The 9,962-nt window shown below is 46.1% G+C and carries 9 protein-coding genes; 6 read left to right on the top strand and 3 right to left on the bottom strand.

Annotated elements, in window-relative coordinates; all coding sequences use genetic code 11:
- The 3 genes from Q0C11_RS00875 to Q0C11_RS00865 form a co-directional block, all read right to left on the bottom strand.
- A partial coding sequence (locus tag Q0C11_RS00875; RefSeq protein WP_293004906.1) for a pyruvate, water dikinase regulatory protein occupies nucleotides 1-758 on the bottom strand: 758 nt, incomplete at its 3' end.
- Nucleotides 758-3,136 (bottom strand): phosphoenolpyruvate synthase, encoded by a 2,379-nt coding sequence (gene ppsA, locus Q0C11_RS00870; RefSeq protein ID WP_293004904.1) that lies wholly within the window; start codon nucleotides 3,134-3,136, stop codon nucleotides 758-760. The genes ppsA and Q0C11_RS00875, both read right to left, overlap by 1 nt.
- 46 nt (nucleotides 3,137-3,182) lie before the next feature.
- Nucleotides 3,183-4,172 (bottom strand): LysR family transcriptional regulator, encoded by a 990-nt coding sequence (locus Q0C11_RS00865; protein ID WP_293004902.1) that lies wholly within the window; start codon nucleotides 4,170-4,172, stop codon nucleotides 3,183-3,185.
- A 186-nt stretch (nucleotides 4,173-4,358) separates the two neighbouring features.
- Here Q0C11_RS00865 and Q0C11_RS00860 point away from each other — a divergent pair, with 186 nt between their 5' ends.
- The 6 genes from Q0C11_RS00860 to Q0C11_RS00835 all read left to right on the top strand — a co-directional run bounded on the left by Q0C11_RS00860 (nucleotide 4,359) and on the right by Q0C11_RS00835 (nucleotide 9,923).
- Nucleotides 4,359-5,819 carry a ribulose-bisphosphate carboxylase large subunit gene (locus Q0C11_RS00860; protein WP_367273716.1) on the top strand — a complete coding sequence of 487 codons (1,461 nt, stop codon included), beginning with the start codon at nucleotides 4,359-4,361 and terminating at the stop codon, nucleotides 5,817-5,819.
- Nucleotides 5,820-5,839: 20 nt separating this feature from the next.
- The gene (locus Q0C11_RS00855; protein WP_062558470.1) at nucleotides 5,840-6,274 is read left to right on the top strand and encodes a ribulose bisphosphate carboxylase small subunit; all 435 of its coding nucleotides are present in this window, start codon (nucleotides 5,840-5,842) and stop codon (nucleotides 6,272-6,274) included.
- 158 nt (nucleotides 6,275-6,432) lie between these two features.
- Entirely contained in the window at nucleotides 6,433-7,374 is a 942-nt protein-coding gene (cbbX, locus tag Q0C11_RS00850; protein WP_293004894.1) for a CbbX protein, read from the top strand.
- Between the two features lie 29 nt (nucleotides 7,375-7,403).
- The gene (locus Q0C11_RS00845; RefSeq protein ID WP_293004911.1) at nucleotides 7,404-7,757 is read left to right on the top strand and encodes a hypothetical protein; all 354 of its coding nucleotides are present in this window, start codon (nucleotides 7,404-7,406) and stop codon (nucleotides 7,755-7,757) included.
- Nucleotides 7,758-7,785: 28 nt separating this feature from the next.
- Nucleotides 7,786-9,021: a class II fructose-bisphosphate aldolase gene (locus tag Q0C11_RS00840; protein WP_293004892.1), complete on the top strand. Its 1,236-nt coding sequence runs from the start codon at nucleotides 7,786-7,788 to the stop codon at nucleotides 9,019-9,021.
- Between the two features lie 218 nt (nucleotides 9,022-9,239).
- A complete protein-coding gene (locus tag Q0C11_RS00835; RefSeq protein WP_293004891.1) occupies nucleotides 9,240-9,923 on the top strand; it encodes an OmpA family protein in 684 nt (227 codons plus the stop codon).
- Nucleotides 9,924-9,962 lie beyond the last annotated feature (39 nt).

Genomic DNA, 9,962 nt, shown 5'->3' with positions numbered 1-9,962 from the left:
CGCGTGGTCTCCAAATAGGGAATATCGAAATGATGAAACAGCGATTCCTGCCATTGTAGTTCTCGCTGACATTGCGCGAGCGATGCATATTCGCTGTTTGGGCGACGCTCCTGGCGAATGAAATGCAATTGTGCCGGGGTTAGTGTTAAGCCGAACAATTTTTTCCTGACATTCTCCAATGCCTTCGGAACTTGCTGTACCGTCATGTCGTCCGGGGTTAGCGGATAATTCGCAGCAGCGATGCCATACTGCAATCCTAAGTAAAGACAGGTTGGTGTTTTACCGGAACGTGAAACGCCGATCAAGATAATATCGGCTTCGTCAAAATGCTTGGGATTGACACCATCATCATGCGCCAATACATAATTAACCGCGGCAATGCGCTTGAAATACGACAATTGATCCTGGCCGTGGGAACGCCCGGCCATACGCGCAAACGGCTGGTCCAGTTCTTCTTCAATTGAACGAATGAAGGTCTCAAAAAAGTCATAAATACGGCAATTCGCCTGTTTGATGACCTCGAGAATTTCCGGTTTCAGCAAGGTACTGAACACGAGAGGGCGATGACCATCGTTTTCAGCAGCCTGATTAATCTGCGTTAATACAGTTCTGGCTTGTTCGATATCGTCCAGAAACGGCATGTTGACAATGCTCCATTGGATGCCGTCAAATTGCGTGAGCAGGCTGTGTCCAAGCGTTTCCGCCGTGATGCCAGTACGGTCGGATAAGTAGAAAACGGTACGTTTTTGCTGCGTCATTATTTGTCCAGTTTTGCCAAATCAAGCCAGGTTTGCATGACCGAATCGGGGTTCAGCGATAAACTGCTGATGCCCTGCTCAAAAAGCCAGGCGGCAAAATCCGGAAAATCAGAAGGACCTTGGCCGCAGATGCCGATATACTTCCCTTGCTTATGGCAAGCATCGATGGCCATTTTCAGCAGTTTCTTGACCGCCGGATTGCGTTCGTCAAACACATGAGAAACTAGACTTGAATCGCGATCAATTCCCAGTGTCAATTGCGTCATATCATTGGAACCGATGGAAAAACCATCAAAGAACTGCAAAAACTCTTCCGCCAATACTGCATTGGAAGGAATCTCGCACATCATGATCAACCGCAAACCATTCTGGCCTCGTACCAATCCTTGTTCAGCAAGCAACGAAGTTACTTGTTCGGCTTCTTCCAGCGTGCGACAAAACGGAATCATGATCTCGACATTGGTCAAACCCATTTCATCACGTACTTTGCGTAATGCCTGGCATTCGAGCTCAAAACAATCACGGAAAGCATCCGACACATAACGTGAGGCACCGCGAAAACCGATCATCGGGTTTTCTTCGTGGGGCTCGTAAAGATCTCCTGCGACCAGATTCGCATACTCATTTGATTTGAAGTCGGACGTACGAACAATCACCGTATGTGGATAAAATGCCGCTGCTAGCGTAGCAATGCCCTCGACCAATTTTCCGACATAAAAGCCAATGGGGCTTTGATAACCCGCAATACGGTTGCTGATTTTCAGTTTCAAATCATTGGGTAATCGATCGAATTCCAACAACGCCTTGGGGTGTATACCGATCATGTTATTGATGACAAATTCCAATCGGGCCAATCCAACGCCTTGATTTGGCATGCGCGAGAAAGAGAAAGCGTGAGAAGGATTGCCTACATTCAGCATCATTTTGACCGGCAAATCCGGCAACTGGCCGGTATCGGATGTGGTATGTTCGAATGGCAGTAAACCTTCATAGACAAATCCGGCATCGCCTTCCGCGCAGGAAACCGTTACATTCACTCCGTCTTTGATCGACTCGGTTGCATCGCCACAACCGACCACCGCCGGAATACCCATTTCCCTGGCGATAATCGCCGCATGGCAGGTGCGCCCGCCACGGTTGGTCACAATTGCCGATGCGCGTTTCATGATTGGCTCCCAATCAGGATCGGTCATATCCGTCACGAGGACATCGCCCGGCTGTATGACATGCATCTGATCGATCCCTACGATCAGACGCGCTGTTCCCTGACCGATCTTGCTCCCAATCGACCGGCCTTCGGCTAATACCGTTCCTTTGCCATTGAGTTGGTATCGATCAAGAACCGTTGTGGATCGGCTTTCTACGGTTTCCGGACGGGCCTGCACAATGTACAACTGCTCATCCAGTCCGTCTAATGCCCATTCGATATCCATCGGACGACCATAATGTTGCTCGATGATCACGGCTTGACGCGCCAATGCTTCCACTTGTGCGTCCGATAGAGAAAAACGCGTTTGGCGCTTATTTTCGACATTGCGCGTCAACGTGAATGAGTCTGCCGCACCTTTATTATCGCCATAAATCATTTCTATCGCTTTGGTGCCTAGACGTCGCGATAGAATAGCTGGCTTACCGGCTGCGAGTCCACGCTTGTAGACATAGAACTCATCCGGATTGACAGTGCCCTGCACGATGGTTTCACCCAGCCCATACGCTGACGTGATGAAAACTGTATCGCGAAAACCGGATTCAGTATCTAAGGTAAACATCACGCCGCTCGCACCCAGGTCGCTACGCACCATTTTCTGAATTCCGGCAGATAAATACACCTTGTCGTGAGCAAAATTCTGATGCACACGATACGCAATCGCTCGATCGTTATATAGTGAAGCAAACACAATCTTGATTGCTACCATGATTTGGTCCAGTCCGCGAACATTTAGCAATGTCTCCTGCTGGCCGGCAAAAGAGGCATCGGCCAAGTCCTCGGCGGTCGCTGAAGAACGCACAGCAAATGAAACCTCATCGCGATTTGCGTCACCCGTAACCAGTTTTTCGTAAGCTTGCGCCACTGCCTGTGAAACAGAAGCTGGCAACGTGGCATCCAGCAACCAGCCGCGAATAGCTCCGCCTGCGGCAGTCAACGCACTAATGTCATCAACATCCAGTTCGTTCAGCAAATGATTGATACGGTCAGCCAATCCATTAGTGGCCAAAAATTCACGGTACGCTTCGGTCGTAGTAGCAAAGCCTGTCGGCACATTAACACCTGCTTGTGCAAGATGACTGATCATTTCTCCCAGAGAGGCATTCTTACCGCCCACCAAGCCTACATCTTTTATCGTCAATTGATCAAACCAGGCAATATATTGTGTCATTGTGAAGCTCCTATCAACAAATATATGAATATGAATGAGTAATCTTTCAATTACGCTGACGCGATCCACCGGACCCTACGTTTGTCTCATTTTTTAGTAACGGGCAATGTCCAGAAGTCACGTGGCGACATGTCAAATTATCGAGCAAATTGTCAGCCTGCCGTAAATAGCTCAAGAATGTCTGTGCCACAATCGACAACTGCTTGCCGGAGGAATAAGCAAAGTACCAATGACGTTCAATCGGAAACCCTTCAACATCCAATATTGCTAGTTGCCCTATCTGCGCATCAAGCGCCAGCGTATGTTGCGACAATACGGCAATACCCAGTCGGCCTGCGACGGTTTGCTTAATCGCTTCGTTGCTACCTAACTCCATGCGCACCTTCAGTTTTTTATTATACTTGGAGAAAAAAAGCTCGGTCGCAATTCTTGTTCCGGAACCTGGCTCTCGCATAATAAAGGGTTCATCACAAATGCGCTTGATAGGGATCTTTTTTTTAGTTGCCAATGGATGGTCTGCAGACGCCAAAACGACCAATGGATTATCCAAAAAAATTTCCGCCACCGCATCAACGGCATCTGGAATTTGGCCCAGGATATAGAGATCATCTTGATTACCTGTTAATCGCTCTAGGATATGCTCGCGATTCGTCACTTTCAGTGCAACGTCAATGCCAGGGTATTTCTGGCAAAACATGCCCAATAATCGCGGCACGAAGTATTTTGCAGTGGTCACAACCGCGAGCCGAAGTTTCCCTGATTTCAGCCCTTTCATGTCGGAAGCAATCATCTCGAAACGGGAGAGATGGTCAAAAATACCCAGACAGGTTTGATATAACTCTTCTCCCGCATCGGTCAGATAGATTTTTTTGCCGACTTGCTCAAACAAAGGCAAACCAATATCTTCGGTCAATTTCTTGATTTGCATCGATACTGTCGGTTGTGTCAGAAATAATTCCTCAGCCGCTCGGGTAAAACTCTTCAATCGAGCAATTGCCTCAAAAACCTCAAGTTGTCGTAACGTGCTATGACGCATGAAGCCTCCCGTATTTCTATGTAATGTATAGATAAAAGTCTATTATAACTATCGAAACAATTGATTGTTATTTATCATTTAGCGATTCTACACTATATCTGACCCGCTGTTAGCACACCTCCTAACTAGAAGTATATAGCGCGGTTTTTTATAAATTACTTGGAGAATATTATGGCTTCACAAACGATGAAAGAAGGTAAAGAGCGTTACCAATCAGGGGTTATTCCGTATAAAAAAATGGGTTATTGGGAACCTGCTTATGTACCCAAAGACACGGATATTATCGCCATGTTTCGTATTACACCACAACCCGGTGTGGATCATGAAGAAGCTGCAGCTGCAGTTGCTGGCGAATCTTCCACCGCGACCTGGACCGTAGTATGGACAGACCGACTAACCGCTTGTGAGCTTTATCGTGCTAAAGCATATAAGTCTGAGCTGGTTCCAAATACAGGTCCGGGTACTGATAACGAAGCACAATACTTTGCTTATATCGCCTATGATATTGATTTATTCGAAGAAGGTTCGATCGCAAACTTAACCGCCTCCATTATTGGTAACGTATTTGGTTTCAAAGCAGTCAAAGCACTGCGTCTTGAAGATATGCGCATTCCTGTGGCTTACCTGAAAACTTTCCAAGGTCCTGCAACAGGCATTGTGGTTGAGCGTGAACGCTTGGATAAATTCGGTCGTCCATTACTTGGCGCCACCACTAAACCGAAGCTAGGTCTCTCAGGCAGGAACTATGGCCGCGTGGTTTACGAAGGACTCAAAGGCGGCCTGGATTTCATGAAAGATGATGAGAATATTAATTCACAACCTTTTATGCATTGGCGCGATCGTTTTCTGTATTGCATGGAAGCAGTGAATAAAGCATCTGCTGCCACCGGAGAAGTCAAAGGACATTATTTGAATGTTACCGCCGGCACCATGGAAGACATGTATGAAAGAGCTGAATTTGCAAAATCTCTAGGCTCAGTCATTATCATGATCGATTTGGTGATCGGTTATACCGCGATTCAATCAATGGCAAAATGGGCACGCAGAAACGACATGATATTGCATTTGCATCGCGCGGGTAATTCAACTTATTCACGTCAAAAAAATCATGGCATGAATTTCCGTGTAATCTGTAAGTGGATGCGTATGGCAGGTGTCGATCATATCCACGCAGGCACAGTTGTTGGTAAGCTTGAGGGCGATCCACTTATGATCAAGGGTTTCTACGATACCTTACGTGAAACAAATACTGAAAAAAGTCTGGAACATGGATTATTCTTTGATCAAGACTGGGCATCATTGAATAAATGTATGCCAGTTGCTTCAGGTGGTATCCATGCAGGCCAGATGCATCAGTTGCTCGATTATCTCGGCGAAGATGTGATACTGCAGTTCGGTGGCGGTACGATTGGACACCCTCAAGGCATTCAGGCTGGTGCAGTAGCAAACCGTGTAGCACTCGAAGCTATGGTTATGGCACGCAATGAAGGTCGGGACTACGTAAAAGAAGGCCCACAAATTCTTGCAGATGCTGCGAAATGGTGCACGCCGCTCAAACAAGCATTGGATACGTGGAAAGATATCACCTTTAACTACGACTCCACAGATACCGCTGACTTTGTGCCTTCCACAACTGCAAACGTTTAATCTTTTCAGGAGAAGCAATTATGATGACCAATCAAGGTAATATAGTTACACAGGGGCAATTCTCTTTCCTGCCCCCGCTGACCGACAAGCAAATCTCGGCACAGCTCAAGTACGCACTGAAAAATGGCTGGGCCATCGGGATTGAATATACTGACGATCCTCATCCACGCAATACTTATTGGGAAATGTTTGGCAATCCAATGTTTGATTTGAAGGATCCAGCAGGAATTTTGCTGGAAATTAATAGTTGCCGTAAAACTTTTCCAAACCACTATATTCGCGTGACTGCATTTAACTCGACACGCGGAGTAGAGAGCCCAACCATGTCTTATATTGTCAACAGACCCAAGAAAGAGCCAGGGTTTAGTTTAGTACGTCAAGAAGGTGCTGGACGGAGTGTTAGTTATACCATTCATTCCTATGCGACCGATAAACCGGAAGCCGAGCGCTACTAGCAGTAAAAATAAAATTTCTCTCTCTTCGTCAGGAGAGAGAGAAATTAGTTAACAAAGCAAATGTGATAGCATTAAATCGAAGTCATCTTAAAGAATTAATTAATATTGATGTATATATCACAGTATTAATCCCATGAGACCTCAATGAGTGATCAAACATGCCTAAGCAATCTAAAAACTTAACTTCATCTAAAGACCCATCAATTGATTTGGATGCAGAGTTCCGCAATACGAATATCCAGGAAGTGCTGGACAAACTGGATCGTGAGTTGATTGGCTTAATCCCTGTGAAGACTCGTATTCGTGAGACTGCATCATTGCTGCTGGTCGATCGTGTTCGCAAACAACTGGGATTATCTGCGGGCGCCCCTAGTTTACATATGTGTTTTACTGGAAATCCTGGTACTGGGAAAACGACAGTAGCTCTTCGCATGGCGGAAATCTTGCACCGCTTGGGCTATGTGCGTGAGGGACACTTAGTCTCAGTGACTCGAGATGATCTAGTCGGTCAATATATCGGGCATACCGCCCCCAAAACAAAAGAAGTGATAAAAAAAGCGATGGGGGGTGTACTTTTCATCGATGAGGCTTATTATCTTTATAAACCAGAGAACGAACGCGATTACGGCGCAGAATCCATAGAAATTCTGCTGCAAACGATGGAAAATAACCGCGACGACTTGGTCGTCATCTTGGCAGGTTATAAGGATCGCATGGATAAATTCTTCCATAGCAACCCCGGCATGCGCTCGCGTGTCGCGCACCACATTGACTTTCCTGATTACGGTGCAGATGAACTGGTTTCGATCGCGAAATTGATGTTAGAAAGCCAGAATTACTGTTTCAGCAAAGCCGGTGAAGAGGCTTTTGGAAAATATATTCGCTTGCGGATGAAATCGGGGCATTTTGCCAATGCTCGCTCGGTTCGTAATGCTCTTGATCGTGCTCGATTGCGTCAGGCAAACCGTTTATTTTCAGGAACCAAGAAATCATTGTCCAAAAATGATCTTATTACACTTGAAGCGGAAGATATACTTGCCAGTCGCGTTTTTCTTGAAGGGTCGCCTGATAATAAGCCCAAGACCAAGAAAACAGACTGATAAAAATTTGGAACAAAATCTTGACAAAGATGGAAACGCTAACTCGACCCTGGCGCATTTTTCCAAAAAAAATAGATGCGGCTTGTTATAACCGCGGGCGTCTTGCGCTACTTCGGTTAGGACATCCGCTGCGCGTCACATTGCAGCAGCATCGTGGATTAGAAGTCATTTTGGATAGTACCGAGTGGTTATGTGTCGACAGTAATGCAGAGGATCAGCCTGTTCTGGCATGGCGTGATTTCAAGATTCATGGACGTAATAATCTACACCGGCCCATTGCCTGTGAGTTATGGCTATATCATAGTTGTGCCGGTCTTATAATGGGATCTGCTCTGGATGATTTGAACGCAGCGCTCGAAACACTCACGATTGATTTAAGATAAATGTACACCCCTTAAACAGAGGATATAAATGCCACTCGTAGATATGCGCGATATGTTGCATCATGCTTATCAGAATAACTACGCAATTGGTGGTTTTGGATTGGTAAGTCTGGATTTTCTGGAAGCGATTATCACAGCGGCGGAATTCTGCCGTTCACCTGTCATCCTCAATCTTTCCGAGCCGCTTTTCGGCCAGCATGACTTCAGATTAATCCTACCGGCAATTGAACGCGCAGCACATCAGGCTAAAGTTCCGGTTGCAATCCACTTTGATCACGCAAAACAGCACGAATCCATCGTAGAGGCAATTAATTTGGGCTGCAATAGCGTCATGCTGGATGTATCTTCGCAAGCATTTACTGTGAATATAGCCCAAACCAGCCATGCGGCAGAAACGGCTCACGCATGTGGCGCCGCGATTGAAGGAATGCTTGGTTTTGTCGGCGGCACGGAAGGTGAAAATGCCATCAACCACTTAGGTGAGGTTATTTATACTTCGGCTGAAGAAGCCAAAGTGTATATTGATCGTACTCACGTTGATTCTTTAGCTGTTTCCATTGGCACTGTCCATGGTCGTCAGAACAGTCGAACCAAACTGGACTTCAAACGCTTAAAACGGATTAATGATGAACTTGGGATTCCGTTGGTGTTGCATGGCGGTAGCGGATTAATCGAGGATCAATACCATAAGGTAATTTTAAATGGTATTGCTAAAATCAACTGCTACACAGAGCTTTCCGATATTGCTGCTGCCACCATTCGCTCCAACGTTCAATCACGCACTAAAAAAGGTTATATCGAAGCGATGCAAGATGTTAAGAATAACCTCCTTGAACAAATCAGCCTATACATGCATCGCTGGGGTTCGGCTGGCCGTGCCGCAGAAGTACTAATCCAATGTCGCGCTTGGCAACCTGTAGAACAAACTATTGTTTACAATGTCCAGAAGCGCTACTTGCAACAAATTTATGCCTTAATCGAACAGGGCCGAGAAACATTAAGTTCAATTCCCGGCGTACGTCAAGTTTTCGCAGGCTGGGCATTATCGGTATCGGATCAATATCAACTATGCTGGCGTATTCAATTTGCTACTACTGATGCCAGCAAGAATTTCCAATCCCATGCGGAATATATCGCTTTTATTCATCAACTATCGCGCATATCAGAGCCTGATAAAATCAATATCACATTTGCCGCAACCTCGCTCGGAACAAATTCCTGTTTAGAAGAAATCAAAATTCCGCAAGCACAGCATTTAGCATAAAAGCGGATGCGACTCAGTCAGAAATGTGGCAGCAATGGTCCGATTTAAGAGCTTATTTGGATTTCCATGTACAATCTCATCGTATTTACTAATACGCTATTCACTTTGCCTATGGCAATATCAGGATAGATGGTTTTATCCGCCAGATCCTGTAGTCATAGTCATCTGAAATTTGCTTTTGCTATAGCACAGCGAAATAACATAAAAAGGAGATACAAATGAAAACTCTTACAACTCTTATCGTTACAACCATAATCCTGGCGTTGACCGGTTGCGCAACCATGACGGATACGCAACGTGGCACAGCACAGGGAACCGTGATTGGTGCAGGTACAGGGGCTGCGATTGGGGCGCTTATTGGTGGTGGAAAAGGCGCTGCCATTGGAGCAAGCTCAGGAGCTCTGCTTGGCGCGGGTGCCGGTTATATGTGGTCACAACGCATGGAAGAGCAAAAAAGGGAAATGGAGACAGCCACCGCAGGCACTGGCGTACAAGTCACGCAAACCGAAGACAATCGTCTCAAGCTGAATATTCCCAGCGATATATCATTTGATACCGGTCGGGCTGACATCAAACCAGGTTTCAGACCCATTCTCGATAATTTCGCAACAACCCTCATCAGTAATAAAGATACGACTGTCAAGATCATTGGGCACACTGACAACACCGGCAGCGATACAATCAATAATCCGTTATCGGTTAACCGGGCCGCCAGCACGCGCGATTACCTGGTAAGCCGAGGCGTATCCATCAACCGCATTCAAATTGATGGTCACGGCTCTCGCGAACCCATGGTTGAAAATAACACACCAGAAAACAGAGCGGAAAATCGTCGCGTTGAAATTTTTGTGACAGAAGTGCAATCAACGCCGAAAACAGAGCCTGTGACACCTAAACAATAGAGTCAACCAAGTGCCGCCAGATTAATCGGCGGCTCCACG

Origin of the sequence: Nitrosomonas sp. (assembly GCF_022842015.1) — a bacterium.
In the GTDB taxonomy this organism is placed as follows: domain Bacteria; phylum Pseudomonadota; class Gammaproteobacteria; order Burkholderiales; family Nitrosomonadaceae; genus Nitrosomonas.
This window is presented reverse-complemented; position numbering and strand designations above follow the sequence as displayed.

What these genes read in the sequence shown, in the direction of transcription:
- Q0C11_RS00835 (WP_293004891.1), top strand. Translation starts at nt 9,240, where the DNA reads ATGAAAACTCTTACAACTCTTATCGTTACAACCATAATCCTGGCGTTG.
- Q0C11_RS00855 (WP_062558470.1), top strand. Translation starts at nt 5,840, where the DNA reads ATGATGACCAATCAAGGTAATATAGTTACACAGGGGCAATTCTCTTTC.
- Q0C11_RS00840 (WP_293004892.1), top strand. Translation starts at nt 7,786, where the DNA reads ATGCCACTCGTAGATATGCGCGATATGTTGCATCATGCTTATCAGAAT.
- Q0C11_RS00860 (WP_367273716.1), top strand. Translation starts at nt 4,359, where the DNA reads ATGAAAGAAGGTAAAGAGCGTTACCAATCAGGGGTTATTCCGTATAAA.
- ppsA (WP_293004904.1), bottom strand. Translation starts at nt 3,136, where the DNA reads ATGACACAATATATTGCCTGGTTTGATCAATTGACGATAAAAGATGTA.
- cbbX (WP_293004894.1), top strand. Translation starts at nt 6,433, where the DNA reads ATGCCTAAGCAATCTAAAAACTTAACTTCATCTAAAGACCCATCAATT.
- Q0C11_RS00865 (WP_293004902.1), bottom strand. Translation starts at nt 4,172, where the DNA reads ATGCGTCATAGCACGTTACGACAACTTGAGGTTTTTGAGGCAATTGCT.
- Q0C11_RS00845 (WP_293004911.1), top strand. Translation starts at nt 7,404, where the DNA reads ATGGAAACGCTAACTCGACCCTGGCGCATTTTTCCAAAAAAAATAGAT.